This window comes from Sphingopyxis sp. YR583, assembly GCF_900108295.1.
Lineage (GTDB): Bacteria > Pseudomonadota > Alphaproteobacteria > Sphingomonadales > Sphingomonadaceae > Sphingopyxis.
This window is the reverse complement of sequence record NZ_FNWK01000001.1, coordinates 2,475,051-2,500,663: the sequence shown is the minus strand read 5'-3', so window position 1 is coordinate 2,500,663 and position 25,613 is coordinate 2,475,051. Positions and strand designations below refer to the sequence as shown.

Below are 25,613 nucleotides of genomic sequence, written 5' to 3'. Positions count from 1 at the left end.
GTTTGGCGCCGCATAAGCACAAGTTCGCCCGTAACGCTACCCCCGCGCCCCCCAGATATTCTTGTGCGCCGCAAAGGCTGTCGACGAGCCGGTCCGTCTTCGGGATAACGGCGCGCGCACGAGTCGATGATGGCCCGAGCTGACAATCGGGCGGCGCTGCCGATCGGGATGAGGGAGCCGAAGATGCAGATAAAACTTCCGCTTTTGGCGTTTCTGGCATTCGGCGGCCCCGGTGCGGCATCGGCGCAGACCAGTCAGGCGCTCGATATTCGGGTCACCGAGGCGCCGGATATCGTCCGCGTCGGCGCCGCCGATCAACTCGTCTACGAACTGCATCTTACCAATTTTGCCAGCCTGCCGCTGCGGCTCGACCGGCTTGTCGTGAAAAGCGGTGAGAAGGGAATACCGCTCAAGACCTATGCCGACGACGAACTGGCGAAGGCAATCGGGCTCGTCGGCCCCGCCGAGGCCGATGCGCGAGTCCTTCCGCCCGGCCGCCGCGCGGTTCTCTATATCAATGCGCCCGTCGCGGCCGGACTGACGCGCGGCAGCATTTCGCACGAACTGACGCTGGGCAAGGTCGGGGCCGACAGCGCCAGTTTCACGATTTCGGGCGGCACGGCATCGCCAGCCACCGCGCCCCTCCCCTGCCTGTCGTCGCCGCTGCGCGGCGGGCCATGGGTCGCGGTGTATGACCCGGGGATGGAGCGCGGCCACCGCCGTGTCTTCTACGCCACCGAAGGAACCGCCACCCTGCCCGGCCGCTTCGCGATCGATTTCATGAAGGTCGACAGCGGCGGAAAATTATCGTCGGGCGACGCCAATATCCCGGCGAACCATCATGGCTTCGGCGCCGAGGTGCTCGCGGTCGCCGATGGACGGGTCGTTGCGGTGCGCGACGATGTGCCCGATCCTCCGTCGGTCAAGGGCCGCGAGAACCCGGCGATCGCCGACGCGAGCGGCAATTATCTCATGCTCGATATCGGTGGCGGGCGCATCGCGACCTATGAGCATCTGAAGCAAGGCGCGCCGGTCAAGGCGGGAGATCGGGTTAAGGCGGGTCAGGTCGTCGGCTTCCTCGGCTTCACCGGACAGGCGAGCGCGCCGCACCTGCATTTCCATCTCGCCGACCGGGCATCGATCCTGGGCGCCGAAGGCCAGCCTTATGTCTTCGCATCTCTGACGCGTCTGGGACAATATGCGGCGATCGACGATTTGTTCCGCGGCGAGGCATGGCCGCCCGCCGAGCCCCCGGAGACGGTACGAAACAGCTTCCCGCCGCCGAACCTCGTCGTCCGCTTTCCGGGCGACTGATCGCCTAGCGCAGCGCGCAGAGCGCCGCCGAGCTGGTCGAGACGGTCAGGATTTCGGGATCCTTGAGCGCGCGGACCTTGCGGAAGAACTGGTCGAGCGTCAGGTCGGTGACATGCTTGTCCTTGAGGCTGCCGAGCGCCGACAGACGGCGGAGCTGGAGCAAGGACAGCCGGTCGACCATGCGTTCGGCCATGCACGCTGACATCGCTTTCGACAGGCCGGCGTTATTGAGGCCGGTGCGCAGCCGTGTCTCGGGCGTCGCACAGCCTGCGAGCGCGAGCGAAAGCAGGACCAGCGGCAGGACAGCAAGTTTCATCGGCGATTACTTTCCGTGATATTCGGCGACGGCGGACGAGACCGACTGCATCAGCGCCATGCGCGCAGGGATGCTTGCAGTGGTGCTGCCCATCATCACGACGATCGCATAGCGGGTGCCATCGGGCGCGGTCGCGATGCCGATATCATTATAGCCCGCGGTCATCCCGCCGAGATTCTGGCCGGTCCCGGTCTTGTGCATGAATTGCCAGCCCGGCGGCAGCCCGGCCTTCAGGCGCCTCGGCCCGCTCTTCGTGCGGCCGAGCACGCCTTGCAGATATTCGGTGGACTTCGGCGACAGCAGGGTTCCCCGCGCCAGCCGCGTCAGCGCGCTCGCGATCGCGGACGGGCTCGCACCGTCGACCGGGTTCGCGAGATAATTGTTCATCGCCGCCTGGCGCGTCGCGGCGGGCAGTGCGGCGCGCGCGCCTTCGAAATTGCGGCCGACCGAATAGCTTTGCTGCCAGGTCAGCCCTGCGGTGCCAGCCTGCAACAGGCGCTCGCCGGGACCGAAACGGATCGATCCGAGATCCTTTTTCGTAATGAAGGCGCGCACCGCATTGGGGCCGCCGACGGTGCGCAGCAGGCTGTCGTTCGCAAGATTGTCGCTGTGCGTGATCGCGGTTTCGATCAGATCGCGGACGCTCATCGTGACCGAACCCTCGGACCGCACACGCGCCGCGAGCGGCTGATGAAAGACCACCAGATCCTCGGGACCGATGCGGACGCGCTGATCCAGCGTCATCCGGCCCTGATCGACTGCATCGAGCACCGACAAGGTGACCCAGAGTTTCGAAACGCTCTGCTGGGGAAAAAGCTCGGCGCCGCGCTGCGAGAGCGACCATTCGCCATCGATGCGCTGCACCGCGATACCCGTCTTGCCCGGAAAGGCGCGCCACAGTTCGAAAATGCGATCGTTGAGACCAGCGGGAGCACGGCCAAACCCGGGATCGACAGGCCCCGAGGGACGCGGCATCTGCGACCGCACCGGCTGTCCGATCGGAACGGTGACCGCCCCCGCGGGGCCGCGCACCGCTTGTTGCTGTTGTTGCTGCGCGCGCGGCTGCGGAACGATCGCGGCGCTACTGACGCAGCCCGCGAGTACCGTGGCTCCCATCGACACGGCGAGGAGCGGCCTGCCGGAAAAGCTGAACTTCATTCTAACCCCGCACCTGCGACTTTATATATCCGTTGCCCGACCCCTCTCGGGCCCCTTCCTCGTCTCGCAGGCGCCCGGGGCGGGCCAGCGATTTGCGGTGAATGATTCTTCTGCCGCGACCAATGGCGGGAACCGGACCAAGTTCAGGGCGCGGGCCGCGCCCGCACCATGTCGGGATAAAGCCGCTTCAGCGCCGCCAGTTTCGGCGCGTCCCAGCGGAGGATATAGCCGTTCGACGGGTTGCGGCGCATGAAATCCTGGTGATTGGGCTCGGCGGGATAGAAGCGCTTATACGCCTCGACCGGCACGACGATCGGCTTGGCGAAATATTTGCCGCGGCCGATTTGCGAGAGATAGGCGGTCGCGACCTGCCGCTGGCCGGCGTCGAGCGGGACGATTGCAGCGCGATATTGCGTGCCGCTGTCGGGGCCCTGACGATTTTTCAGCGTGGGATCGGCAACGACCGAAAAGAGAATACGAAGCAGGCTGCCATAGCTGACCTGCGTCGGGTCATAGACGATGCGAACAGCCTCCGCATGGCCCGACTTGCCATCATGGGTGAGTTCGTATCGGGCGGTGGCGGCGCTGCCGCCATGATAGCCCGATTCAACCGAAATCACGCCCTTTACGTTGGAAAAGACGCCCTCGACGCCCCAGAAGCAACCGCCCGCGAGCACCGCTGTCGCGCGCTTCGCGTTGACGGCGGGGTCGACCAGCGCCGCGGGCAGCTTGACGACGCTTTCGGCCTGGGCGGGGGCGCATTGCGCGACGATCGCGCCTGCGACCAGCGCCGTGACGGCGCGAAGCGAAAGGCTGCGCCGCAGCGGCGTCACGCCGGGATCGGAAGCGCCGGCTGGTTGAGAATGATGTAGGTCGCGCCAATCGCGAAACCAGCGAGCATGGTCAGAAACCAGTCGGAGCGGAGCATGGAGAGCATGGTGGCCTCTTTTTTTCATATCTGTCGATTCGCGGTCAGGACCGCTTTGGTTACACCGACGATATGGAGCGCCCCGACCAGCCGTGCAGTGCTGACAGTCACCCTTAAAGGAAATGACTTACTATCCGGTGAACCGGGCGGTTAACCGCCGTTCATGTGCAGATAGGCCCGGCGTCAGCGATTACAAGACCGATCGGTACAAAATAATCTTGCGCAGATCATTTTGTACCGGAGGCACGTCAGCTGAGCGCGGCACACGCCTGCTGGATGCGCACGCACGCTTCCTTCAGCACCGCTTCCGACGTCGCATAGGAAACGCGGAATGCCGGCGACAGGCCAAAGGCGCCGCCATGCACAGCCGCGACCTTGGCGCTGTCGAGGAAATAGTCGATCAGCGCTTCGTCGCTGTCGATCAGCTTGCCGTCGGGGGTCTTCTTGCCGATGCAGCCCGACGCGTCGGGATAGACATAGAAAGCGCCGTCGGGGACGGGGCAGTCGAGCCCCGGCGCGTCGTTGAGCATCGCGACGACCATGTCGCGGCGCTTCTTGAACGCGGCGTTGCGATCGTCGAGAAACTGCTGCGGTCCGCCGAGCGCGGCGGCGGCGGCCGCCTGCGCGATCGAACAGGGGTTCGACGTCGACTGCGACTGGAGCTTGCCCATCGCCTTGATGATCCAGGCGGGACCGCCGGCATAACCGATGCGCCAGCCGGTCATCGCATAGGCTTTCGAACAGCCGTTGACCGTCAGGACGCGGTCGATCAGGTCGGGGCAGCGCTGTGCGAAGGTCGTGAATTCGAAATCGGCGTACCAGACATGCTCGTACATGTCGTCGGTCATCACCATCACATGCGGATGGCGGCGGATCACTTCGCCGATCGCGTCGAGCTCTTCGCCCGAATAGGCGGCGCCCGACGGGTTCGACGGCGAGTTGAACATCACCCAGCGCGTCTTCGGCGTGATCGCGGCGTCAAGCTGCGCGGGCGTGATCTTGTAGTTCTGCGCCGCGGTGCCTTCGATGATCACCGGCGTGCCGCCCGCAAAGGCGACGATGTCGGGATAGCTGACCCAATAGGGCGCGGGGATGATGACCTCGTCGCCCGGATCGACCGTCGCGACGAGCGCGTTGAACAAAGTATGCTTGCCGCCGACATTGACCGAAATCTGGTCGAGGCCATATTCGAGGCCGTTATCGCGGCGGAACTTGCCGCGGATCGCTTCCTTCAGCGCCACGGTGCCGTCGACGAGCGTATATTTGGTCTGTCCGTTGCGGATCGCCTCGATCGCCGCTTCCTTGACGAAGTCGGGTGTATCGAAATCGGGCTCGCCGGCGCTGAGGCCAATCACATCGACACCCGCGGCTTTCAGCGCCGATACGCGCGCGGTCATCGCGAGCGTTGCCGACGGCTGGATGCGGTTGAGGGCGGCGGAGACATGGGGCTTCAGCGACATGACGATATCTTCCGTGGCTTGCGCGGTCGGGCTGCAAAAGGACAGGAAATTGCGCGCGGCCGCGCCTAAAGCGTCTAACCGATATTCGCAAGCGTGCAGCTTGATAATTTACCTATGCAGCAGGCAGGTCAGCCTATCGGGGATGCCGCAGCGTCGGCTAGCCGTGCCGGGATCAATCCGCGCAGCGAATTGCCGATGAAGAATCCGCTCTCCAGATCCGCGAGCCGCAGGTGCGATTCGACCGCGCGCCCCTTGTCGATCAGTTCGGCGCGCAGCACGCCCGGGAGCAGTCCGAGCGCAAGCGGCGGGGTGAGCAACTGCCCCCCGCGTTCGACGAAGATATTGCTCCAGCTTCCTTCGGTGACGAACCCCGGCTCGTCGACGAAGACGACTTCGGCCGCGCCGCTCTCGTGCCGCGCGTGGTCATAGGCGGCGCGCAGGCTGGTCTTGTGCGTCAGCCGGAAATCGTCCGCACTCAAAGGCGCCGACCGCACCGCCACCGGAACCGGCAGTTCGGCAAGCCGCGGCAGCGGCGACGCCTCGATCGCGAGCGCACCCGACGGCGCGAGCCGCATCCGCACCCGCGCGGCATGGCGCAGGCGAAAAGTCGCCGACTGCAAGCTGTTGCGCGCGCCATGGCGGTCGAACACGAAGCCGAGCGACGCCGCGCTCGCCTTCATCCGCGCCAAATGCCCCTCGAGCCGCTGGACCCCGTCCACGGGGTCGAAAAACATTGTTTCGATGAGGTCGAAGCTTTCCCCCGCTGCGCCCACAAATTCCCCCTTGGCCAGACATTCGCGCCACTCTTCAGCCGGTTCGCTATCGGCGACGATTCCGGAACCCAGCCCCAGCGTGGCGCAAGGCGGACCTTCCCGCAAGCCGCTTTGCGGTAACATGGCGGGAAAGACGAGCGTCCTTATCGCGACATTGAACGCCGCGTCGCCCCCCGGCTCGATGAAACCGATCGATCCGGTATAGATATCGCGCGGCCCCTCTTCGAGTTCATCGATAATCTCCATCGCGCGCACCTTCGGCGCGCCGGTGATCGACCCGCAAGGAAACGCCGCGCGCAGCACGTCGACCGCCCCGGCGCCCGCGGGCAGCCGCGCGCTGACATCCGACACAAGCTGATGGACCGTCGGAAAGCTTTCGACGCGAAACAGATCGGGCACCGCGACCGATCCCGGCACCGCGACGCGCGACAGATCGTTCCGGATCAGGTCGACGATCATCAGATTTTCGGCGCGCTGTTTGGGGTCTTGGGCAAGCTCGCGCGCCGCGCGCCGGTCGGCCTCGGGATCGGCGAGCCGGGTCGCCGTACCCTTCATCGGCCGCGCCACCACATCGCGTCCGCGCAGCGCGAAAAACAGTTCCGGCGACAGCGAGGCGATCGCCTGGTTGCCGGTCCAGATGAAACCGCCATACCCTGCGCGCGCCGTTTGCCGTAGCCGCGCATAGACGGCGAGCGGATTGCCGAGCACGGGGACATCGGTGCGAAAGGTCAGGTTGGCCTGATAAATGTCACCGGCGCGAATATAAGCCAGCACTGCTTCGACCGCCGCCATATAGCCGGTGCGGGTGACACCCGGTTTCGGGCGGCCCACCCATGCCGACGCGGGGTTGGGGAGCAGGCCGGGTACCGCGTCGGCGTCGATCCGCTGCAGCCCGGCGAACAGCCCGAACCACCCCAGCGGAGCGGCCGCGGCCCCGTCACCAACTGGCCCGCGCCATGCTGGCGCCAGTCCCTTGCCCGCCTCATACGCCAGGTAGCCTGCGGCATAGAGCCCTCGCGCCTCCGCAGCTTCGAGCGCCGACAACAAGGTCGGCATGTCGGCCGCCGAATGGACGGTGAGAATCTCGACCGGGTCGACAAACAGCCGCGCCGCCACGGCGCCGTGCATGCGCGCGTCATCGAGCAGCACGAAAGGCGCGCAGTCCGGACCCGGAAGAGGAATTGCATCACCGCCCGTCATCGCTATCTCGCCATCTCTAATTCAGGGCAGCCGATCGTGCGCGAGCCGCGATCAGCGGTCGCGCTTCATGCGGATTGAGCGACCGCCCTCGATCGTAGCAAAATAGCTACCCATCGACGCGACCTTGATCTTCACTTTCTGCCCCGGCTTGGGCTGGCGCGGCAGATTGGCCGATTCGATCTGCACCCATATGGTGCCGTCCTCCATCGCCAGCCGATATTTGCCCGACTGGTCGGTGCTGACGCTGCGGATCACGGTATCGATTTCCTTGATCTCGTCTTCGTCACCGCCGAAAACCCCTCCAAGCTTGGGGAAGGAAAAACCGAACAGCCCGCGGCGCGTCTTCTGTGCGGTCTCGCGATCGGTGAAGGTGATTTCGCCCGCCGCTTCGGCCGCTGCAAGTTCACCCACCTCGCGGTCGAAACAGGCTAGACGCCCGGCGGCATCGACAACGCCGCGGCAGGCATAAAGCTCGCGGATTTGTATCGGTTGCGAGCGCAAATCCTTGTCCTTGACCATCGCAGCCGTAGCAGCAGCTGCGCAAGCAAGAAGAATGAATAACACTGCAAAGCGTTGAAATTGCGGCATAATGCCCCCCTTCGATAACATGCCGCCGTGACTAACCGCCCGGCCGCCCCGCCGCAAGATAGCGGTAACGACGGCTATGTCACTCGGAGGCGCTTCGCCGGGCGATGCGGGAGCGGACCATGCGACCGGCCGCGCGGTTCTTCGCCAACCGCCACGGGATGGCGCGCCGCTTAGCGCTCGCGGCGCACGCGGATCGAAGGCCGTCCCTCGAGGCTGAGGAAATAGGTGCCGAAGGACGCGGTCTTGATCTCGATCTTCTGCCCGGGGCGCGGCGCCAGCGGCATCCGCTTGTTGTCGATCTGCACCCAGACCGAACCGTCCGCCATCGCAATGCGGTAACCGCCGTCCTTCGTCATCGATGCCGAGGTGACGGTGGTTTCGACGCTCTTGACCTTCTCTTCCTCGTCATCGCCGCCGAAAAGACCGAAGTCAGGGAGGTCGAACCCGAACAGGCCGCGCCGCGTCTTCTTCACCGTTTCCTTGTCGGCAAAGCTGATTTCGCGGTTCGTATCGGCTGCCTGCAATTCGCCGACCTCGCGGTCGAAGCAGGCAAGGCGCGCGGAGGCGTCCGCGATGTCGCGGCAGTTATAAAGTTCCTGTATCTGTGCCGGGCGCGGGGGCGGCGCCTTGTCCTTTGCCGCAACGGGAATCGCGAAGCCGAGGAGGACCAGCGCGCCGGTCAGGCGCAAAGACAAATGCAGCATGCGATCCTCCAGAACAAAGACGGCCTTGCCTAGCCGCCGCGCCGCAGCGCCGCAAGCGAGCCGGTTGCAAATCGATGCTTGCTGACCCTAGTGTAAAGAAGCCCCGAAATATTGAGAGGATTCCAGCCCCCGATGGACAGCCGCTTTTCCTGGTCGACCGATTATCGCCACCCCACGGCCTGGGATCAGGAGTTTGCGCCGCTGTCGCTGCCCGACATGCTCGCCGCCAGTGTCGCGCGAAAGGGCAATGCCCCGATGCTCGACTTCCTCGGCCGCCAGTTCGGCTATGCCGAGGTTGCAAGCGGCGTCGCCCGCGTCGCGCGGGGGCTGCAACAGCGCGGTATCGGCAAAGGGAGCCGGGTCGGCCTGTTTCTGCCCAACGTCCCCCATTATGTCGCGGCCTATTATGGCGCGCTTGCCGCGGGGGCGACGGTGGTCAATTTCTCGCCGCTCTACACGGTCGCCGAGCTTGAAGCGCAGGTCGAGGATTCGGGCACCGAGATGCTGTTCACAATCAGCGCCGCAGCGCTGCTGCCCACCGCGCTCCGGGTGCTCGACGGATCGAGCCTCAAGCAGCTCGTCGTCGGTTCGGTCGCCGGCGGATTGCCGACCGCCAAATCGATCCTGTATCGCCTGTTCAAGCGCAGCGAAGTCGCAGCCCTGCCAGAAGATCCCCGCGCCATCCGCTTTTCCGAGCTCACCGACAATGACGGCAAACCCGATCCCGTGGCGATCGACGCCGAAAAGGACGTCGCACTGATCCAGTATACGGGCGGCACGACCGGCACGCCCAAGGGCGCCAAGCTGACCCACCAAAATCTGACCGCCAACGCGCGGCAGGTGAATACGATCGATCCCGACCATGGCGCCGAGGATCGTATCCTCGGTGTGCTTCCCTTCTTTCACGTCTTCGCCAGCACCTGCGTCCTCAACCGAACGGTGCTGAACGGCGGCACGATCACGATGCTGCCGCGTTTCGACGCAAAGCAGGCGCTGGAGGCGATCACGCGGACGAAGACGACCGCGTTGCCCGGCGTGCCGACGATGTATCAGGCGCTGCTCGATCATCCCGACCTAGCGAAAACCGACTTCTCCTCGCTGCGCGTCTGCATATCGGGCGGTGCGCCGATGTCTGCCGAGCTGCGCGAAAAATTCGTCGCAGCCACCGGCGCCTCGCTGGTCGAAGGCTATGGCCTCACCGAAAGCTCGGGCGTCGTTGCGACCAATCCCTATGCAGGCCCCGTCCGGCCGGGCACGATCGGCCAGCCGATACCCGCAACGCACATCCGCCTGCTCGACAAGGAAGACCCGTCGAAGCACGCCCCTGATGGCGAACCCGGCGAACTCGCGGTCAAGGGACCGCAGATCATGCAGGGCTATTGGAACCGTCCCGACGCGGACAAGGACAGCTTCACCGACGACGGCTGGCTGCGCACCGGCGACGTCGCGGTGGTCGAGGAGGACGGCTATATCCGCATCGTCGACCGGCTGAAGGACATGATCGCGGTCGGCGGCTTCAAAGTCTATCCGAGCGTGATCGAGGCGCATCTCTACGAACATCCCGCGGTGAAGGAAGCGATCGTGCTGGGCGTCCCCGACGCCTATCGCGGCGAAGCACCCAAGGCCTTCGTCACACTGGAAGACGGATTCGATGTCAGCGGCGAGGCGCTCGCCGCCTGGCTCAATCCGCAGCTTGGCAAGCATGAACGGGTGAAGGCCGTCGAAGTCCGGCTGAACCTACCCAAGACGATGATCGGCAAGCTCGACCGGAAGGCGTTGCGCGCGGAAGAAGGCGCGTAGCTGCATCCCGCTGATGCGACAAAAGGCAGCAATGTTATGTTGTAACCTTTGTCATGTTATGCCATATCAAGTGCCACAGTTGGACCAACGGAGAATCGGGTGACCCATGTCGCCAGCCATGCCCCTGTACTGACGCGCCTCGGCGCGGTGGTCCGGGCTGCGCGCGATTCGCGGCCGCTGACCTCGCTCAGCGGCGACCAGCTCGCGATGGGCCTGTCGGGCCTCTGCCTCGTGCACTGCCTTGCGACGACGGTTTTCTTTGCCTCGATCGCCTCGGTCGGCGGGGTTTTTCTCGAAAATCACCTGTTCCATGAGATCGGGCTGATCGTTGCGATCGGTTTTGCGCTGATCACCCTCGTCTCGGGCGTGCTCAGCCATGGCTATATGATGCCCTTCGCGGTCGGCAGCTTCGGGCTTGGCATGATGGCGGGCGCGCTGTCGCGGCCGCATGACGGCAGCGAAGTGATCGCGACGATGATCGGCGTCGCCGTCGTCGCGCTCGGCCACGACCTCAACCGCCGCGCGCGGCACTGATCCCACCGCATCGGAGATGTCCGCAACTTGCGGGCGCGCCCCAAACAGCCTACATTGCTGCGATAGTTAGCGCGGGATTTCCCACGCTCCGAGGAAACCCCAATGGGCAAGCATGATCATCCGCACGTCGAGGCCAGCGGCGCCTCGCTCGCCAAGGCCGCGCAGACTGCGCTCGAAGGCGCGGGCGAAGCGTGGACCGATATGCGCGCCGAGATTTTCGACGCCGTCGCGGAAATCGGCAAGCCGGCGAGCGCCTATGAAATCGCCGACATCGTCTCGCAGAAACGCGGCAAGCGCGTTGCGCCGAACAGCGTCTATCGCATCCTCGACCTGTTCGTCGCGAACAACCTCGTCCGCCGGGTCGAGAGCGCCAACGCCTTTGTCGCGAACAGCCATCCCGGCTGCCTGCATGACTGCATCTTCCTGATCTGCGACAGTTGCGGCACCGCGGTGCATGTCGACAACGACAAGATTTCGGGCGGCGTCCGCGCCGCGGCCGAGGCCACGGGCTTCGCCGCCGAACGCCCGGTGATCGAGGTGCGCGGCAAATGCGCCGAGTGCCAATAAGGTGAGCCGCCGCGCTCCACCGGACACGTAGGACGTGATCGGGGGGCTTCAGCATTGGATCGAAGCACAGCGGGCCCGGCCGCCGGCACCGACGCGTGCCTGGGCGTGGACGCTGGCGCTTGGCATCGCGACTCTGCTCTTCGGCCTCTATCTGGGGCAGGTCTTTCCGCAAACAGGGCATGACATCGCGCCCGGCTATGGCGCCCCAGTGCTCGCGTTCGAATTTGCGGGCGGTCAGGCCGATCTCGAGGCGATCTTCGGTTTTTACACCGACCCCGAACAGGTGACGCGCCTCGCCGCGATGCGGACGGGGAACGAACGCGACTATCTCTACATGCTGCTCTACGCGAGCTTTCTCGCCAGTGGCTGCATCGCACTCTGGCGCGAACTCCGCGTCCGTGCGCTCCTTGCCGCCGCCGTGCTGCCGGTCGCGGCGGCGCTCAGCGATGCGTATGAAAACTGGCTGCTCTTCGACATCCAGGCCGCTTTCACCCTCGGCGACTATTCGCCCGCGATGGCGAGCCTGCCCTATCCCGTTGCCGCCAAGTTCCTGTTGCTTGCTTCGACGAATGTCGTGATCGGCGCGGCGGCGACGCAGATCGGACGCTGGTGGGCGCTGTTCGGCACCATTGCGATCCTCGCCACGATCCCGACCGCGATGGCGATCATCACCCCTGCTGCCTTCGCCTGGGCGCTGATCCCGTCGGCGGCGGGCGGCTGGATTCTGCTCCTTGCGCTGGCTGCGGCGGGCAGATGGAAGGCGGTCGTCCGCAAACGCCCGCTTGTCGACTTGGGCGCCTCCGCGCCCGTCCCCGGCGAACCGCGAGCCGCTTCGCCCACCCGCCACATGTTCGGCCGCCGCCGCACCTGACCCCTTGTCCACCCCGGCAATGCGGGTCTAGGGAGGCGGCGAATCCCGAAAAAAGGGCGAAAGGCTGCACATGAACACCGTCATCATCCGCGAAGACGATCTGATCGAAACGATCGCCGACGCGCTCCAGTACATCAGCTATTTCCATCCGATGGACTATATCCGTGCGCTCGGCGCCGCCTATGAACGCGAAGTCTCGCCCGCGGCGAAGGACGCGATGGCGCAGATCCTGTCGAACAGCCGCATGTGCGCCGAGGGACACCGGCCGATCTGCCAGGACACCGGCATCGTCACCGTCTTCATCAAATGGGGCATGGACTGCCGCCTCGACAGCCCGCGCAGCCTGCAACAGGTGGTCGATGAGGGCGTGCGCAAGGCCTATCTCCACCCCGAAAACAAGCTCCGCGCCTCGATCCTCGCCGACCCGGCGTTCAGCCGCGTCAACACCAAGGACAACACGCCCTCGGTGCTCAACGTCGAAATGGTCCCCGGCAACAAGGTCGTGATCGACGTCGCCGCAAAGGGCGGCGGCAGCGAGAATAAGTCGAAGTTCAAGATGATGAACCCGTCCGACAGCATCGTCGACTGGGTGCTCGAAATGGTACCGCAGATGGGCGCCGGCTGGTGCCCGCCCGGCATGCTCGGCATCGGCATCGGCGGCACCGCCGAAAAGGCGATGCTGCTCGCGAAACAGTCGCTGATGGACCCGATCGACATGACCGAGCTGCTGGCGCGCGGCCCGAGCAACCCGACCGAGGAACTGCGCATCGAGCTCTATGAAAAGGTCAACGCGCTCGGCATCGGTGCACAGGGGCTCGGCGGCCTCGCGACCGTGCTCGACGTCAAGATCGCCGACTGGCCGACGCACGCCGCGTCGAAGCCCGTCGCGATGATCCCGAACTGCGCCGCGACAAGACATGCCCACGTGACGCTCGATGGCAGCGGCCCCGCCTTCCTCGAACCGCCGGTGCTCGCCGACTATCCGCAAATCGACTGGGCGCCCGACAAGGCGGCGATCCGCGTCGACCTCGACAATCTGACCCCCGAAGTGGTGGCGAGCTGGAAGCAGGGCGACCGCATCCTGCTCAACGGCAAGATGCTGACGGGCCGCGACGCCGCGCACAAGCGGATCGCCGACATGCTGGCGAAGGGCGAAGAACTCCCCGTCGAGTTCAAGGGCCGCGTCATCTACTACGTCGGCCCCGTCGATCCCGTCGGCGAGGAAATTGTCGGCCCTGCTGGCCCGACGACCGCGACGCGCATGGACAAGTTCATGGACATGATGCTCGACCAGGGCCTGCTCGCCTGCGTCGGCAAGGCCGAACGCGGCCCTGCTGCAACGCAATCGATCGCGAAGCACAAGAGCGCCTATCTTATGGCCGTCGGCGGCGCCGCCTATCTTGTCTCGCGCGCGATCAAGGGCAGCAAGGTCGTCGGTTTCGCCGACCTCGGCATGGAAGCGATCTACGAGTTCGAAGTGAGCGACTTCCCCGTCACCGTCGCGGTCGACAGCGAAGGCCAGAATGTCCACGTTAATGCGCCCAAGCTGTGGCAGAAACGGATCGCGGACGAAGGGTTGCTGGAGAAGGCGTGACCCTGCCCTTGTAAGACGCGCGGTTACAAGGTGACGGCGGTAACAGCCGCAGAATCTAGTCCTATGAGGTTGATCCCACTGAAAGGATCAACCCCATGGACGAAGATAATGAAGCAGCGATACTGAAAGCCCGATCGCGGCGAAACCGCGAACAACGCCTTCAAAATTATCCGTCACCCCGGCGAAGGCCGGGGTCTCGCCCTCTCGACCTGAAACCTCCGCAACGGAGAGATCCCGGCCTTCGCCGGGATGACGATATATGGAGCCAGCATCCATGTCGAACCACGAACCGATCGACCTCTACGCTCCCCATTCGCCCGAACAGATCGCGCGCACGCTCAAACGGATCATGGACGACCCGATGCCGGACGCGAAAGCGCGCGTGTTCGGCAAGGGCAGCGAGCGCGAGATGACGCTGCGCTATCGCCAGCGCAATATGCGCACCAATATGGAACCGACACTCGACGCGGTGATGGAATCATATCAGGGCGGCACGCGGATCACCGGCACTTTCGGCACGCCCCCCGAAGCGCGCTATTTCCCTTATATGTGGGTCGGCTTTCTCTCGCTGTTCGTGATCGGCGGCGTCCTCGCCTTTCTCTATATCCCGGATGCCGGGCTGTTCGCGACCATCTTTGCCGGTATCCCGCTTCTGATGATCTTTGCTGGCCTCGCCGCATTCCGCGCGCAGTCCGACCCGGCGGAAGACAAGGCTAAAATCCTCGCCTTCCTCGCACGCGAAATCGACGCCCGTCCGCTCATGTAACGGCCGGGTAACGGCTAATACCCGGCACGCGCTTGCCTTTCCCGACTGATCGGGCACAGTGCTTCGTATACGAAGCAGGCAGGGGACGCAGGATGGATTTCCGCAATTTCGAACGAATGAACCGCCGCGACATGCTGCGCGGTACCGCGATGCTGGGTGCAGGCGCCGCGTTCATGCAGCCCTTGCCGCTTTGGGCGCAGTCCGGGTCCATGGCGGACATCCGCAAGGCGGCCGAGGCGGGCAAGGACGCTTCGATCAAGCGCATCCGCGACTGGATCGCCCTGCCCTCGATTGCCGCCGAAAACCGCAGCATGCCCGAGGGCGCGGCCTATATGGCCGAGCTTGCGAAGGATGCGGGCTTCACCAATGTCGAGATCGTGCCGACCGACGGCCATCCCGGGGTGTTCGGGACGATCGACGTCGGCGCCAAGCGCACGCTCGGCATCTATTTCATGTACGACGTCAAACAGTTCGACCCCGCCGAATGGTCGTCGCCGCCGCTGGAGGGCAAGATGGTCGATCGCCCCGGTTTCGGGCAGGCGATCATGGGCCGCGGCGCGGTGAACCAGAAGGGCCCCGAGGCGACCTTCCTCGCCGCGCTCCACGCGATCCGTGCGGCGGGACGCAAGCTGCCCGTCAACATCGTGCTGGTGTGCGAGGGCGAGGAAGAAATCGGCTCGCCGCACTTCCGCCAGATCGCGACCAAGCCCCACATCCTCGCGGCGCTCAAGAAGTGCGAAGGCATTTTCATCCCCTTCGCGTCACAGGGCAAAACCGGCAACGTTACCGTCAACCTCGGATCGAAGGGCATCATCGAACTCGAACTGATCGCGAGCGGCGAAAAATGGGGCCGCGGGCCGAAAGGCGACGTCCATTCGAGCCTCAAGGCTATGGTCGACTCGCCCGCCTGGCGCCTCGTGCAGGCGCTCCAGACACTCGTCACCCCCGATGGCAACAAGCCCGCGATCGAGGGCTGGTACGAGAATGTCCGCCCGCTGACCGACCGCGAGAAATCGCTGATCCGCGAAGCCGCGAAGGCGGGCGACGAAGCCGCACAAAAACAGGCGCTCGGCATCACGCACTGGATCGACAATCTCTCCTATCCCGACGCGCTTACCCGCCTTGCGCAGGAGCCCACCGTCAATATCGAGGGGCTTGTCGCGGGCTACACCGGCCCCGGCGGCAAGACCGTGTTGCCGGGCAAGGCGGTCGCGAAGCTCGACCTCCGCCTCGTCCCGAACCAGACGCGCGCCGAAGCCGAAAAGAAGCTGCGCGCGCATCTCGACAAGCATGGTTTCACCGACGTCGAGGTCAATGTTTCGGGGGGCTATGATCCGACCGAGGTCGCCGAGGACAGCCGCCTCGTCCGCTCCGAACTCGCGACCTACAAAAAACTCGGCATCGCGACGAGCATCAACCCGCGCATGGCCGGAAGCTGGCCGGGCTCGACCTTCACGGCTCCGCCGGTGTCGATCCCCGCGGCACATTTCGGCATCGGCCACGGGTCGGGCGCGCACGCCCCCGACGAATATTTCCTTATCGATTCGACCAACCCCAAGGTCGCGGGCCTCGTCGACGCAACGATGGGCTTTGCCGAATTCCTCTATGTGCTGGCGGCGATCAAATAGGAGGCTGGGCGAGGATTTTAGAAACCATACACCAGGGTAAAGCGCGTCTGGGTGTCGACGCTTTCGATGCCCGGCGGCGGGCTGGTGTCGATTTGCGCCGAATAGGCGACGCGTGCCGACAGTGCGCCGGTCAGCTTGGCGCTGAGCGCGGTCTGCGAGCTGGTCGAGCCGTTGGCCTCTCCGATGATCGTCGATGCGACCTGCGTCAGCCGCAAGGTCGGCGATATCTGCCAGCCGAAATCGAGGCCCGCGAGCGCGGTCAATTCGGTGTCGCTTGCGCCGGTTACGAAATCGGTCTGACGGAACGCCGGCCCGCCTTTCAGGCTGAGCGTCATCTTCTTGGTGTCGACCACCTTGTAACCGAGCCCGCCCGACAGGTTCCAGCGCGTGTCATAGCCAAGGATCCGGTCATGCTCCCAGCGGCCGAGGCCATAGGCAAAGGTACGGTCGTTGATCCGGTATTGCGGTTCCAGCTCCGCCAGATAGCGTTCGACCGACGTCTGGCCGTTGGTGCGCTGATAATCGGCCTGCGCGCGCATCTTGTGCGTCCAGTCGATTCCCTTGCGCGCCAGCGCCAGGCCGGCGCTCAGCCCGACGGACTCGGTGTTGCCGCTGCTCTGCGACGCGCCGATCTGGCCCTCGCCCTTCCAGCGCTCCCAGAATTTTGCCGCCGCCAGCTTCGCGCGTTCGGCCGCCGCCGCCTCGTCGCGTAGCCGCTTGCGTTCGGCACGATAGGCGAGCAGCCGCTCCTCGATCTCCGCCGCATTTTCGGGGTTGGTTTCCTTCGCCAGCTTGCCGACCGCCTCGACATCGGCGTCCTTGGCGCTCGCTATTGCCGCCGCGAGCATATTGCCTATCGGGTCGGGCGGCGTTTCCGGCGGATGCCCGCTGCGGTAATAGGCGAGCAGCGCGTCGATCTCGCCGATATTGGCGGGATTGGTCCGCCGGGCGAATTTGGCCACCGCCTCGACATCGTCATTGTCGCCGCTCGCAAAGGCGGCGTCGATCATCGCGCGCACCGCGACCGGCAGTTCGGGATCGAGCGGCACGAGCGCAGTCGGGATCGGATTGGCGAGCACTGGATCGACGAGCAAGGGGTTCGGCTGGATCGAATCGTCCGGATCCTGCGTCGCGTGCGCCGACGGAACGACAAGCGCAAAGGGCAGGCAAAGCGCGGCCAGTCGGGGGAGAGCTGTCACCGAAGACGTCCTTCTCTGGGGGCAGAAGCCGGGTTCGTTCGATCGTCCGCGCGGGGCCAGTGCGCGAGCGGTGCGCCCCTATAACCCGAATGTTGCTGGCATTTCCACCCCGCCTGCCCCATTTGCAAATCTATGGTCATCGCGCTCATCGCCATTTTCTGCGCCGGGGTCGGCAATTTCGCAATGCATCGCGCCTTCATGGAAAGCGACGATCCGCTGATCCAGCAGATGGTGAAACCGCTCGCGGACAAGGTCGGGCCGAACATCACCTATGTCTTCGAATTCCTGTTGCTGGTCGGCGCGATGGCGATCGCGACGCGGAACTGGTTCACCGCGCTGATGCTCTATGGCCTCTACACGATCTTCAACGCGATGGCGTTCAGCTGGATCATGCAAAGACCGAGATAAACCGTGGCTACCAGGCAGGCCCGCTGATCGGCAGGCCTTGCGCCTCGAGCTGGTCGAGCACGCCCTCCTCTTCGGCAAGGATGCGCAGAGGAACGACCGCCAGCGTGGCGCCGGGTTGCACCGTCGCGTCGCGGATCGCCGCGACCCATGTCTGGCGCAGCTCGGGGCCGAAGCTGTCGTTCGTCCACGGCCAGCAACGCCCAAGCGCCTCTTCGAGCGGGTTCGCCATCACCGCGGGCACGTCGAATTCGGTCCAGGCGCGGCCGCGGTCGGTCACGACATCGCCGCCCGCCTCAGCCGCCGCCATCGCGGCTTCGAGACAAGGGATATGCGTCTCGGGCGCCGCGGCGAACAGATTGTCGAGCATATCCTCGCCGCGTACTTCGCCGACCGGCCGGGTCTGGATCTTCGATTGCCGCGCCGCCTTGCGCACGACATCGGAGGCGTCGTCGGCGCTGTCCTTGTTGAAGGCGAGGCGCTTCGACAGCAGGTCGAAGGCCGTCATCAGGAAGTTCGAGCGCGCATAATCCTGACCGAAGCGCGTTTCGAGCGCGCGAAGCCGCTTCATCTGATCGCTGTTCAGATAATCGGCGGCGACGCGGCCCTTGGGCAATTTGGTGAGTCCGCCACCCTTGAAGATCAGCCGCAAGATATCGCCGGGCGATACCTTCGCCTTGGTGCCGAGAATGACGCGCTGTGCCCGGTCGGTCGCACCTTCGAGCCGCTCCGGACGCCATGGCGTCGCTTTCGGCACAGACGCGATCTCGCCGACGAGGATGACGACGCCGGTGCGCGTCTGGATCGTCCACATCGGCGCACCCGAACGGCGCGCGGTGACGACGATTTCGTCATTGGCCTGATCGGTGAGCACCGGCTCGCTTGCCGAAACGGGGATCGGCATCGCGGCGATCGCGACGCCCAACCAGAAGCCGAACCGTATCACGCTATCCCGTGATACCACCACACGCCATCACGGTCCTCGCGCTTCACGCGGCCCTCGACTTCGAGCCGCTTCAGATGCGCAAGCGCCTCACCGGTTGCGAGGCCCTGATTATGCTCGCCGATCGGGCGGTTGAAGAGAAGAGGAAAGCTGTCGACCGCGCGCATCGGTGCCTTCGCCGCGGCTTCGGCCAGATTGTAGAGCCGCATGCGATGTTCGTCGCGCAGCGCCATCAGGCGGACGTGCAGCCCCTTGAACGGCTCGCCATGCGCCGGACAGGTGACGACATCGGCGGGCACGGTCGCGAGCAGCTTGTCGATCGACGCCAGCCATTCGCCCAGCGGATCGGCATCGGGTTCGGTGATGTTGACCGACACGTTCGAACTGATCCGCGGCAGCACCTGGTCGCCCGACACGAGCACGCCCTCTTTCTCGTTCCACAGACACGCATGTTCGGGGCTGTGCCCCGATCCGGTGACAACGCGCCACTGGTGCCCGCCCATGTCGAGCCGTTCGCCATCCTCGATCCGCACATAGGAACGCGGTAGCGTGAAGATCATGCGCTGGAACATGTTCCAGCCGCGCGAGCGCTGCGTCTCGATTGCGGCCTCATCCCACCCTGCGGCGCGCGACTGCGTCAGCACCTCGTCGGGTGCCGTATCTGATGAATCGGCGACGATCGCGCGCGCGGTGAGCATCTCGCCGCGCGTCATCCACAGCTTCACATCTTGCTTCTTCGCGATCCAGCCCGCGAGGCCGATATGGTCGGGGTGCAGGTGCGTGCCGATGACGCGCGTGATCCGCTTGTCCTTCAGCGCGCCGGCGTAGAGCGCCTTCCATGCGTCCGAGCACATCGTCAGGCAGATGCCGGTATCGACCACGGCAACACCGTCGCCATCATCCAGAAGCCAGCTGTTTATATGGCCGAGCGACCCCGGCATCGGGATGCGCGCCCAGCTGATCCCGTTGGCGATACGGATCGTCTCGCCCGGTCCGGGCGCAGCCTCGCCCCACGGATAGGTCAGGCCCGCATGGCTCGTCGCGGTAAAGCTGTCGTCCTGGGTCAACGAGGCGTCCGGCGAGCCGCTGGCCGCCGGAATATTATCCTCGTCCGTCCCCGCCATGCGTCAGGCTTCGCCGTCGGTTTCGGCTTCCTCGGCGGCACGCGCTTCGGCAGCCGCGGTGCGTTCGGCGCGCAGTTCCTCGAGCAGCGCTTCGCGGTCGCCTTCGAAACGGCTGTCTTCGGGGGCCTTGATGCCTGCCTTCTTTGCCGCCTTGGCGACGAGCGCGTCGAGTTCGCGCTGCGAGCAGAGGCCGAGCGTCACCGGATCCTTGGCGACGATGTTCGCGCTGTTCCAGTGGCTGCGGTCGCGGATCGCGCCGATGGTGTTGCGTGTGGTGCCGATCAGCTTGCCGATCGCGCCATCCGACACTTCGGGGTGGTTCTTCAGGATCCACGCGATGCCGTCGGGCTTGTCCTGACGCTTGCTGACCGGGGTGTAGCGCGGACCGCGGGTACGACGAATCGTGTCCTGCGCCTGCTTGCTCATCTTGAGCTTGTAATTGGGATCCTTCTGGCCCTTGTCGATCTCTTCCATCGACAGTTCGTGCGCACGGACGGGGTCGCGGCCGGTATATTTGGTCGCGGCGGTCTCGTCGGCGATCGCCTGCACTTCAAGGATATGGATACCGCAATATTCGGCGATCTGGGCAAAGGTCAGGCCGGTGTTGTCGACCAGCCAGGCGGCGGTCGCGTGCGGCATCAGCGGGGTGGCGTCGGCAGTGGCCATGACGAAAAGTCTCCAAGCGGAAATAATAAGGGCCGCCCCTCGCGGGGCGGCCGTTCGGCGGCTGATGTAGACCTGTTTGGCCGATGGAGCAAGTGGACGCTTGCTCGACGAGTTTTTCGGTAACGGCCGTTAGCGAACCTACTGCTTGTCGGCTGCCCCTGCCGCGGCGGGCTGCCCGTCATTCTCCGCAGCAGCAGCAGCGGCAGTTGCGGCATGGGAGACCTGAACGACCGCTTTCATGATCTCCGGCAGATGCGCCAGTTCCTTTTCGGTGAGCGCAATCGATGTCTCGCGCAGCTCGGCCATCTCTGCGGCATATTCCGCCCTGTCCTTGAACACGCCGTTATAATACATCATGCAATTGACGAAGGCGCCGGTCCGGTAAAAGTCCAACCCCTGCGAGCGCCGGCTCAACTGCATCAGCGCGGTCTGCAAGGTGCTGCTGAATTCGACTTTCGTTTCTTTCTGGGCCGCCGATGCCGCGGTTTGTGAATAGACCGCTTCGGCAACGTCAGGCGAAGGCTCGGCACAGATTTTTTCTTCGCCGAAGACCAGTATCGTGCGTCGATCCGCACGCGAGGTCAGGACGGACATCTTCTGTTCGCCGGAATCGCCCATACGCACTCGATCCTCGATCAGGGGATTGGTCGATCGCGAAGAAAAATGGCGACTGCCGCAACCACCGACAACCAACAAGATCGCCGAGGCCAATAAGAGTTTGCGCGCAAGAGAATGATCCATGTCTTCGCCCCTCCCGATATTTTTCGATAGACCCATTCTAAAGGAGATATCGATATCGGCGCGACGACAACATCGTCTGTTCCAGCGCCACAACGGCGCGAAATTCCAGTAGGGCGCTACGCCCCCATCGCCACAAAACCCGGCTCGGCCTCAACCCGCGCGATCCAGCGCTGCACCGCCGGATAGTCGGCCAACGCGAACATCCCGCCCTCTTCGGCGACATGCGTGTAGGCATAGAGCGATATATCGGCGAGCGAGAGGTCCTGCCCCGCCAGCCAGTCGTGCGCCGCAAGATGCTCGTCCATCAGCTTCAGCGCCGCCGCACCCGCCGCTTGTTTTGCCGGCACCTGCGCGCGCTGGAAGTCGGTAAAATTCGCCTCACCGATCCATTTCATCCAGAAGCGCAACGTCGCGACATTCGGCTCGTGATTATATTGCTCGAAGAACATCCAGCGCAGCATGTCGGCGCGCTCGAACCGGTCATAGGGGATCAGGTGCGTGCCATCGGCAAGCCAGAAACAGGCGGCATTGCTCTCGGGAAGGAAGCGATCGCCAACCTGCAGCACCGGGATGCGGCCATTGGCGTTGACCTTGGCCAGGAAGTCGGGCGTCCGCGTCTCGCCTTTCATAATATCATATTCGCGCCGTTCGATCGGATATTCGAGCAGCGCAGCAGTCAGGCGGATCTTGTAGCAATTGCCGCTCGCGGCATATTCGTGAAGGATCGGCCTGTCGCCCATATCAGCCCCCAAATCGATGAATCGCCGCTGTCCCCCGACACTGCGGCGATGCCTCTATGCGGTGCGCACGCGATGCCCGCAAGCGGCGGTTACGGACCGCAACGCCACAGCCCGGCGAAGACGCGCTGCGCACCGTCGGCGCGGTCGGCGGTCAGCGTCGCCGGCCGCGGGGGCGATTCGCCACCACCCTCTGCCGGTCCGACCAGCGCGACGCGCAGTTGCAGCCCCTTGGCAAAGAATTTGGTGCCCTTGACCATCGCATCGAAGCCGCCGTTCGCCGACACGGCTTCGATCGTATCGCCGACCTTCACGATCCCGCGCGACGGATCGGCCGAGCCGACATCGCCCTGTGCCAGCAAGATCGGCGGCGCAGCCGCTTCGGCGGCGAAGCTGCACGCAAGTTCGCCCTTTAGCTTCGCTCCGCCGACATCGGCTTCGGTCAGCGCGGTCAATTCGATCGGCGACCCGTCGCCGCCGCGCGTCGGGATATCCGTCGGCTTGATCGCGGGCACCGCGGGTTCCGCTGCCTTCCCTTCGGGTGCGACGTCGCCGTCATAGGAGGCGGTCGGTGCCTTTTCGGTTTCGGCGGGCTGCGAGCAGGCTGCCAGGGCAAGCGCGATAGTGGCGGCGGGAAGGAACGGGTGACGCATATTCATCGGGGGAGACTATCCTCTTTTGACGTGCCCCCCGATCCTCCAACCGCTGATCGATATCGAATGTTCCCTCGCTTCACCCGACCGTCAGCACGATCTTCCCCACATGTTCGCCCGCCTGCATCCGCGCGTGCGCGGCGCTGGCATGGGCGAGCGGGAAGGCCTGATCCATCGCGGGCTTCCACCCACCTTCGGCGAGACGCGGCCAGAGTGTGCGATGAATCTCGTCGGCGAGCAGCGCCTTGAAGTCGTCGCTACGCGCACGAAGCGTCGATCCGGTCAGCGTCAGCCGGCGGCGCATCACATGCGCGATGTCGATTTCGACCATCATCCCGCGCTGGAAGGCGATCGTGACATGACGCCCATCCTCGTCGAGGCAGGCGAGGTTGCGCGGCAGATAGTCGCCGCCGACCATGTCGAGCACGACGTTGACGCCCTTGCCGCCGGTAAACGCCTTCACTGCTTCGACATAATCCTCGGCCGAATAGTCGATCGCGAGATCGGCACCGAGCGCAGTCGCCGCGGCGCATTTGTCCGCGCTGCCGCAGGTCACGATGATCTTGATGTCGAACAGCTTGCAAAGGCCGATCGCGGTCGTCCCGATGCCGCTGGTGCCCCCATGGACGAGCACCGTCTCGCCGTCGCGCACATAGCCGCGCTCGAAAAGATTATGCCAGACGGTGAAGACCGTTTCGGGCAGCGCCGCCGCCTCTTCCATAGAAAAGCCCTTCGGTACCGGCAGGCAGCTTCCGACCGGCGCGACGCAATATTCGGCATAGCCGCCGCCCGCGACAAGCGCGCACACCGCCTGCCCAAGGAGTTCGGGATCGCCGCCCGGTCCGATCGCGGCGACCGTGCCCGCAATCTCCAGCCCCGGCAGCTCCGATGCGCCCGGCGGCGGCGGATAATAACCCATGCGCTGCAGCACGTCGGGACGGTTCACCCCTGCCGCCGCGACGCGGATCAGCAGTTCGCCGGCTCCGGGCTGCGGCACCGGCCGCGTTTCAGGCTGCAGGACTTCGGGCCCGCCCGGCTCGCGAATGGCGATGGCGGTCATTTCAACTGGCACGCTCGTCACTTGGTAAAATCCCCCACTGGTCCGATCATTCCCGCACCCCTGCCCCGCCTTATTGACAGTGCGGCGACACGGGTCAACAGTCGCGCGCCTTTTCAACTTCAGGGACCAGGAGGATGCGCCATGGACGATGACGACCTTCCCCGCCGCCGCGACGATGTGCTCGCGGCGCTGACCAGACAGCCCCTCGATCCGCTGTCGGTCGACGAACTGGGCGAACGGATCGAAATTCTGGAAGCCGAAATCGAACGAGTAAAGGCGCATCGGAGCGCCGCGACCAGCCACAAGGCGGTCGCCGAAGCCTTGTTCAAAAAGAACTGAAAAGGATCGCCGACGCTCCCGCGAAATCGAGTGGGAGGAGCGCCGGCGCCTTCGCCCCTTACGCGACCTCTGCGTAACGAAGCAGGTCGATCATCCGGAAGTCGTCGCCCTTCTTCGATGCGTCGACCGTCGGCAGGAAGGGCTGCCATTCGGGATCTTGCGAGAGATAGGATCCCTTGTCGCCTTGCAGTAACCCAAGGAACACCTCGGTGACGATCCGTGCGCCGACCGGCCCCAGCCGCTCGCCGTTCTGCGTCACCTGCGCCTCGCGCAAGATATAGAACCAGAGTGGCGTCCGGTCGTCGAAGCCGTGCGGTTTCAGGTCCGACAAATCGCCCTTCGACAATTCGGGCAGCTTCATCGCGCGCGCCACCCGCTGTCCCGAAGGCAGCGAGAAGGTCAGGTGGCGCAGCAGGTTGCGCTGTGCGAGCGAGGCCGGGTTCGATTTCGGATCGGGGTTGGGGACCACCGATCCCGGAAGGCGGAACAGCGACGTCGACAGGGTGGAGTCGATCTTCTTGTTCGGCCGGACATTGCCGTCGCTGAAATCGAAGAAGGTCGGCCAGTCGACAAAGCGCCGCGGCGCGCGGCAGCCGCCCGACAGATCGTCGGGGTCGTTCGGGTCCGACGGGGTTGGCGTAAAGATCATCGCGAAAAAGGGATTGCCCCCGTTGCCGGTGAAATTCGCGCGGTACGACGGGCGCACCTGACTGTGCCCGAACCGGTAGGCCGCGACCGAAAATTCGACCGGGATGTAAGGCTCGTTGTGCCAGCTATAAAATTTGCGGCCGTTGGTCAGCACATCGTCGACCACCGCATCGCCGCACGTCTTGCGCAGGAATTCGTGGACGATGATCCACTGATAATGCCAGCGCACGATCCGCTGCGCCTCGGCGAAAATCTCGTCCGATCCGGTCAGCTTGATCTTGGTCTTCACATATTCGACGACCTGGTTGTGGAACTTCAGGAAGGCGACCTGAAGCTGGCTGATGATCAGATTTTCGTCGTCGCGCGGGTCACCGATCAGCGCGACCTTCTGGCTGTTGCGCGGCACGTCGAACTTGTTCGCGGTGCCGGTCGGTTCCAGCAGGAACTTGCCGCCCTTGCCGCCCCCCGTATCGTACAGATGCGGACTGCCGCCCGGCCCCGCACCGTAAACATTGTCGAGCCCGAGGCTGGGGGTGCGGAAATTGGCGATCTGTTCGGGATCGACCTGCCGCTCGAGGCTGGAGGTCGGGTCGAACGTCATATCGTGGTCGAGGAACTGGCCGAGGAAGGTGAATCCCGCGGTCAGCGTTGGATTGTCGCTATTCTTCGCCGACAGCGCCGGGTTGGTGATCAACTCGGCGGGGGTCTTGGTCAGATTGTCCTTGGCATCCATGATGCCCCCGGCCTTCCCGATCTCCATCAGCGCGGCGCGCACATCGGGGGTATCGGCGGCAAAGGGCGGCAATTCGCCGAACATGCGGCCAAAGCGGCCGGTGTCGGAATATTTGGAGCGCGGCGGAACGATGTCGCGCGGATATACGCCGTGACGAGGCATGG

Annotated in this window: 26 protein-coding genes; 10 read left to right on the top strand and 16 right to left on the bottom strand. The window is 64.7% G+C overall.

Going from position 1 to position 25,613, the window contains the following annotated elements:
• Positions 1-183 precede the first annotated feature (183 nt).
• The gene (locus BLW56_RS21000) at positions 184-1,314 is read left to right on the top strand and encodes a M23 family metallopeptidase (RefSeq protein WP_177175920.1); all 1,131 of its coding nucleotides are present in this window, start codon (positions 184-186) and stop codon (positions 1,312-1,314) included.
• A 4-nt stretch (positions 1,315-1,318) separates the two neighbouring features.
• Here BLW56_RS21000 and BLW56_RS11495 read toward each other — a convergent pair whose 3' ends face one another.
• The 7 genes from BLW56_RS11495 to BLW56_RS11465 form a co-directional block, all read right to left on the bottom strand.
• On the bottom strand, positions 1,319-1,630 hold the full coding sequence (locus tag BLW56_RS11495; RefSeq protein ID WP_093510604.1) for a hypothetical protein: 312 nt from the start codon (positions 1,628-1,630) through the stop codon (positions 1,319-1,321).
• 6 nt (positions 1,631-1,636) lie between these two features.
• Complete coding sequence (locus tag BLW56_RS11490) at positions 1,637-2,788, bottom strand: serine hydrolase (RefSeq protein WP_093510603.1); 1,152 nt, start codon at positions 2,786-2,788, stop codon at positions 1,637-1,639.
• 143 nt (positions 2,789-2,931) lie between these two features.
• Positions 2,932-3,612: a peptide-methionine (S)-S-oxide reductase MsrA gene (gene msrA, locus BLW56_RS11485; protein ID WP_256203428.1), complete on the bottom strand. Its 681-nt coding sequence runs from the start codon at positions 3,610-3,612 to the stop codon at positions 2,932-2,934.
• Between the two features lie 352 nt (positions 3,613-3,964).
• Positions 3,965-5,176, bottom strand: a complete 1,212-nt coding sequence (locus BLW56_RS11480) for a pyridoxal phosphate-dependent aminotransferase (RefSeq protein WP_093510601.1) — start codon at positions 5,174-5,176, stop codon at positions 3,965-3,967.
• Positions 5,177-5,304: 128 nt separating this feature from the next.
• Positions 5,305-7,149: an aminodeoxychorismate synthase component I gene (gene pabB / locus BLW56_RS11475; protein ID WP_177175919.1), complete on the bottom strand. Its 1,845-nt coding sequence runs from the start codon at positions 7,147-7,149 to the stop codon at positions 5,305-5,307.
• 51 nt (positions 7,150-7,200) lie between these two features.
• Positions 7,201-7,650 carry a hypothetical protein gene (locus tag BLW56_RS11470; protein WP_256203396.1) on the bottom strand — a complete coding sequence of 150 codons (450 nt, stop codon included), beginning with the start codon at positions 7,648-7,650 and terminating at the stop codon, positions 7,201-7,203.
• A gap of 257 nt (positions 7,651-7,907) precedes the next feature.
• Positions 7,908-8,441, bottom strand: a complete 534-nt coding sequence (locus BLW56_RS11465; RefSeq protein WP_093510599.1) for a hypothetical protein — start codon at positions 8,439-8,441, stop codon at positions 7,908-7,910.
• Between the two features lie 132 nt (positions 8,442-8,573).
• On the opposite strand from BLW56_RS11465, the gene BLW56_RS11460 reads away from it, so the two are divergent.
• The 7 genes from BLW56_RS11460 (at position 8,574) to BLW56_RS11430 (ending at position 16,201) form a co-directional block, all read left to right on the top strand.
• Positions 8,574-10,241 (top strand): AMP-binding protein, encoded by a 1,668-nt coding sequence (locus BLW56_RS11460; protein ID WP_093510598.1) that lies wholly within the window; start codon positions 8,574-8,576, stop codon positions 10,239-10,241.
• Between the two features lie 99 nt (positions 10,242-10,340).
• Entirely contained in the window at positions 10,341-10,775 is a 435-nt protein-coding gene (locus BLW56_RS11455) for a MerC domain-containing protein (RefSeq protein ID WP_177175918.1), read from the top strand.
• Between the two features lie 102 nt (positions 10,776-10,877).
• A complete protein-coding gene (locus BLW56_RS11450) occupies positions 10,878-11,342 on the top strand; it encodes a Fur family transcriptional regulator (RefSeq protein ID WP_093510597.1) in 465 nt (154 codons plus the stop codon).
• Positions 11,343-11,376: 34 nt separating this feature from the next.
• Positions 11,377-12,213 carry a hypothetical protein gene (locus BLW56_RS11445; protein WP_177175917.1) on the top strand — a complete coding sequence of 279 codons (837 nt, stop codon included), beginning with the start codon at positions 11,377-11,379 and terminating at the stop codon, positions 12,211-12,213.
• A gap of 70 nt (positions 12,214-12,283) precedes the next feature.
• Positions 12,284-13,807, top strand: a complete 1,524-nt coding sequence (locus BLW56_RS11440; RefSeq protein ID WP_093510596.1) for a fumarate hydratase — start codon at positions 12,284-12,286, stop codon at positions 13,805-13,807.
• A 274-nt stretch (positions 13,808-14,081) separates the two neighbouring features.
• On the top strand, positions 14,082-14,573 hold the full coding sequence (locus tag BLW56_RS11435) for a hypothetical protein (protein WP_093510595.1): 492 nt from the start codon (positions 14,082-14,084) through the stop codon (positions 14,571-14,573).
• A gap of 92 nt (positions 14,574-14,665) precedes the next feature.
• Positions 14,666-16,201 carry a M20/M25/M40 family metallo-hydrolase gene (locus tag BLW56_RS11430; RefSeq protein ID WP_093510594.1) on the top strand — a complete coding sequence of 512 codons (1,536 nt, stop codon included), beginning with the start codon at positions 14,666-14,668 and terminating at the stop codon, positions 16,199-16,201.
• Between the two features lie 17 nt (positions 16,202-16,218).
• On the opposite strand, the gene BLW56_RS11425 is transcribed toward BLW56_RS11430, so the two are convergent.
• Positions 16,219-17,400: a DUF481 domain-containing protein gene (locus tag BLW56_RS11425; protein ID WP_256203395.1), complete on the bottom strand. Its 1,182-nt coding sequence runs from the start codon at positions 17,398-17,400 to the stop codon at positions 16,219-16,221.
• A 132-nt stretch (positions 17,401-17,532) separates the two neighbouring features.
• Here BLW56_RS11425 and BLW56_RS11420 point away from each other — a divergent pair, with 132 nt between their 5' ends.
• Positions 17,533-17,808, top strand: coding sequence for a hypothetical protein (locus tag BLW56_RS11420; protein ID WP_037518141.1), 276 nt, complete (start codon positions 17,533-17,535; stop codon positions 17,806-17,808).
• Positions 17,809-17,815: 7 nt separating this feature from the next.
• Here BLW56_RS11420 and BLW56_RS11415 read toward each other — a convergent pair whose 3' ends face one another.
• The 7 genes from BLW56_RS11415 to BLW56_RS11385 all read right to left on the bottom strand — a co-directional run bounded on the left by BLW56_RS11415 (position 17,816) and on the right by BLW56_RS11385 (position 23,729).
• Positions 17,816-18,751, bottom strand: a complete 936-nt coding sequence (locus BLW56_RS11415; RefSeq protein WP_256203394.1) for a TraB/GumN family protein — start codon at positions 18,749-18,751, stop codon at positions 17,816-17,818.
• The gene (locus tag BLW56_RS11410; RefSeq protein ID WP_093510593.1) at positions 18,748-19,872 is read right to left on the bottom strand and encodes an MBL fold metallo-hydrolase; all 1,125 of its coding nucleotides are present in this window, start codon (positions 19,870-19,872) and stop codon (positions 18,748-18,750) included. Before BLW56_RS11410 ends, BLW56_RS11415 begins: the two co-directional genes overlap by 4 nt.
• 3 nt (positions 19,873-19,875) lie before the next feature.
• Positions 19,876-20,511: a DUF1013 domain-containing protein gene (locus BLW56_RS11405; protein WP_093510933.1), complete on the bottom strand. Its 636-nt coding sequence runs from the start codon at positions 20,509-20,511 to the stop codon at positions 19,876-19,878.
• Between the two features lie 165 nt (positions 20,512-20,676).
• The gene (locus BLW56_RS11400) at positions 20,677-21,279 is read right to left on the bottom strand and encodes a hypothetical protein (protein WP_093510592.1); all 603 of its coding nucleotides are present in this window, start codon (positions 21,277-21,279) and stop codon (positions 20,677-20,679) included.
• A gap of 116 nt (positions 21,280-21,395) precedes the next feature.
• Entirely contained in the window at positions 21,396-22,019 is a 624-nt protein-coding gene (locus BLW56_RS11395; RefSeq protein WP_093510591.1) for a glutathione S-transferase family protein, read from the bottom strand.
• Between the two features lie 89 nt (positions 22,020-22,108).
• Entirely contained in the window at positions 22,109-22,675 is a 567-nt protein-coding gene (locus BLW56_RS11390) for a hypothetical protein (RefSeq protein ID WP_093510590.1), read from the bottom strand.
• Positions 22,676-22,748: 73 nt separating this feature from the next.
• Positions 22,749-23,729 carry an NAD(P)H-quinone oxidoreductase gene (locus BLW56_RS11385; protein WP_177175916.1) on the bottom strand — a complete coding sequence of 327 codons (981 nt, stop codon included), beginning with the start codon at positions 23,727-23,729 and terminating at the stop codon, positions 22,749-22,751.
• Positions 23,730-23,870: 141 nt separating this feature from the next.
• Here BLW56_RS11385 and BLW56_RS11380 point away from each other — a divergent pair, with 141 nt between their 5' ends.
• A complete protein-coding gene (locus BLW56_RS11380) occupies positions 23,871-24,068 on the top strand; it encodes a DUF1192 domain-containing protein (RefSeq protein WP_093510588.1) in 198 nt (65 codons plus the stop codon).
• Positions 24,069-24,126: 58 nt separating this feature from the next.
• Here the strand turns inward: BLW56_RS11380 and BLW56_RS11375 are convergent, their stop codons facing one another.
• Positions 24,127-25,611: a peroxidase family protein gene (locus tag BLW56_RS11375; protein ID WP_093510587.1), complete on the bottom strand. Its 1,485-nt coding sequence runs from the start codon at positions 25,609-25,611 to the stop codon at positions 24,127-24,129.
• Positions 25,612-25,613: the final 2 nt, after the last annotated feature.

What these genes read in the sequence shown, in the direction of transcription:
- BLW56_RS11495 (WP_093510604.1), bottom strand. Translation starts at nt 1,630, where the DNA reads ATGAAACTTGCTGTCCTGCCGCTGGTCCTGCTTTCGCTCGCGCTCGCA.
- BLW56_RS11390 (WP_093510590.1), bottom strand. Translation starts at nt 22,675, where the DNA reads ATGAATATGCGTCACCCGTTCCTTCCCGCCGCCACTATCGCGCTTGCC.
- pabB (WP_177175919.1), bottom strand. Translation starts at nt 7,149, where the DNA reads ATGACGGGCGGTGATGCAATTCCTCTTCCGGGTCCGGACTGCGCGCCT.
- BLW56_RS11420 (WP_037518141.1), top strand. Translation starts at nt 17,533, where the DNA reads ATGGTCATCGCGCTCATCGCCATTTTCTGCGCCGGGGTCGGCAATTTC.
- BLW56_RS11435 (WP_093510595.1), top strand. Translation starts at nt 14,082, where the DNA reads ATGTCGAACCACGAACCGATCGACCTCTACGCTCCCCATTCGCCCGAA.
- BLW56_RS11385 (WP_177175916.1), bottom strand. Translation starts at nt 23,729, where the DNA reads ATGACCGCCATCGCCATTCGCGAGCCGGGCGGGCCCGAAGTCCTGCAG.
- BLW56_RS11410 (WP_093510593.1), bottom strand. Translation starts at nt 19,872, where the DNA reads ATGGCGGGGACGGACGAGGATAATATTCCGGCGGCCAGCGGCTCGCCG.
- BLW56_RS11460 (WP_093510598.1), top strand. Translation starts at nt 8,574, where the DNA reads ATGGACAGCCGCTTTTCCTGGTCGACCGATTATCGCCACCCCACGGCC.
- BLW56_RS11400 (WP_093510592.1), bottom strand. Translation starts at nt 21,279, where the DNA reads ATGGATCATTCTCTTGCGCGCAAACTCTTATTGGCCTCGGCGATCTTG.
- BLW56_RS21000 (WP_177175920.1), top strand. Translation starts at nt 184, where the DNA reads ATGCAGATAAAACTTCCGCTTTTGGCGTTTCTGGCATTCGGCGGCCCC.
- BLW56_RS11490 (WP_093510603.1), bottom strand. Translation starts at nt 2,788, where the DNA reads ATGAAGTTCAGCTTTTCCGGCAGGCCGCTCCTCGCCGTGTCGATGGGA.
- BLW56_RS11450 (WP_093510597.1), top strand. Translation starts at nt 10,878, where the DNA reads ATGGGCAAGCATGATCATCCGCACGTCGAGGCCAGCGGCGCCTCGCTC.
- BLW56_RS11465 (WP_093510599.1), bottom strand. Translation starts at nt 8,441, where the DNA reads ATGCTGCATTTGTCTTTGCGCCTGACCGGCGCGCTGGTCCTCCTCGGC.
- BLW56_RS11395 (WP_093510591.1), bottom strand. Translation starts at nt 22,019, where the DNA reads ATGGGCGACAGGCCGATCCTTCACGAATATGCCGCGAGCGGCAATTGC.
- BLW56_RS11480 (WP_093510601.1), bottom strand. Translation starts at nt 5,176, where the DNA reads ATGTCGCTGAAGCCCCATGTCTCCGCCGCCCTCAACCGCATCCAGCCG.
- BLW56_RS11380 (WP_093510588.1), top strand. Translation starts at nt 23,871, where the DNA reads ATGGACGATGACGACCTTCCCCGCCGCCGCGACGATGTGCTCGCGGCG.
- BLW56_RS11405 (WP_093510933.1), bottom strand. Translation starts at nt 20,511, where the DNA reads ATGCCGCACGCGACCGCCGCCTGGCTGGTCGACAACACCGGCCTGACC.
- BLW56_RS11440 (WP_093510596.1), top strand. Translation starts at nt 12,284, where the DNA reads ATGAACACCGTCATCATCCGCGAAGACGATCTGATCGAAACGATCGCC.
- BLW56_RS11375 (WP_093510587.1), bottom strand. Translation starts at nt 25,611, where the DNA reads ATGCCTCGTCACGGCGTATATCCGCGCGACATCGTTCCGCCGCGCTCC.
- BLW56_RS11430 (WP_093510594.1), top strand. Translation starts at nt 14,666, where the DNA reads ATGGATTTCCGCAATTTCGAACGAATGAACCGCCGCGACATGCTGCGC.